The sequence below is a fragment of the Roseibium denhamense genome (assembly GCF_009711415.1).
GTDB classification, from domain to species: Bacteria; Pseudomonadota; Alphaproteobacteria; order Rhizobiales; family Stappiaceae; genus Roseibium; species Roseibium denhamense.
In genome coordinates this window covers 1-369 of the sequence record NZ_SMLZ01000021.1, presented here as the reverse complement: position 1 = coordinate 369, position 369 = coordinate 1, and the positions used below count along the sequence as shown (strand labels likewise).

Below are 369 nucleotides of genomic sequence, written 5' to 3'. Positions count from 1 at the left end.
TAGCGTCGGGCTATCTACTAAGGTTTGTGGGGATTCATCTCGAATTTATATCGGCAGCAGCGAGGCAAATAAATGCCTCGAAGCTGCGGTTGGCTTTGCAAGCACGCATAGTGATTCGTTTGAACTCTTTGAGTTTGCAGAAGAAGTCCTCGATAAGGTGTCGCCATTTGTAAATCTCTGCATCGATCTTTCGTGGCAGGCCTCTGCGGGAATGCTGAGAGATCACGACATTGGCGCCGCGCTGATCGAGTTGAAGAGCTATATTTACCCGTTTTTTTAAACATAGCGGTCGATCACTTCGAGAAAGGGGGGTAAATCAGCATGAAAATGTCGCCTCTAAGAACTTATTTGTCACAGGCATAAGTTCGG

At 46.9% G+C, this 369-nt stretch carries 1 protein-coding gene; it reads left to right on the top strand.

What is annotated here, in order from left to right; all coding sequences use genetic code 11:
* Nucleotides 1–280, top strand: a 280-nt coding sequence (locus tag E1180_RS22720) for a hypothetical protein (protein ID WP_244313906.1), incomplete at its 5' end; no start/stop codon positions are given.
* Nucleotides 281–369 lie beyond the last annotated feature (89 nt).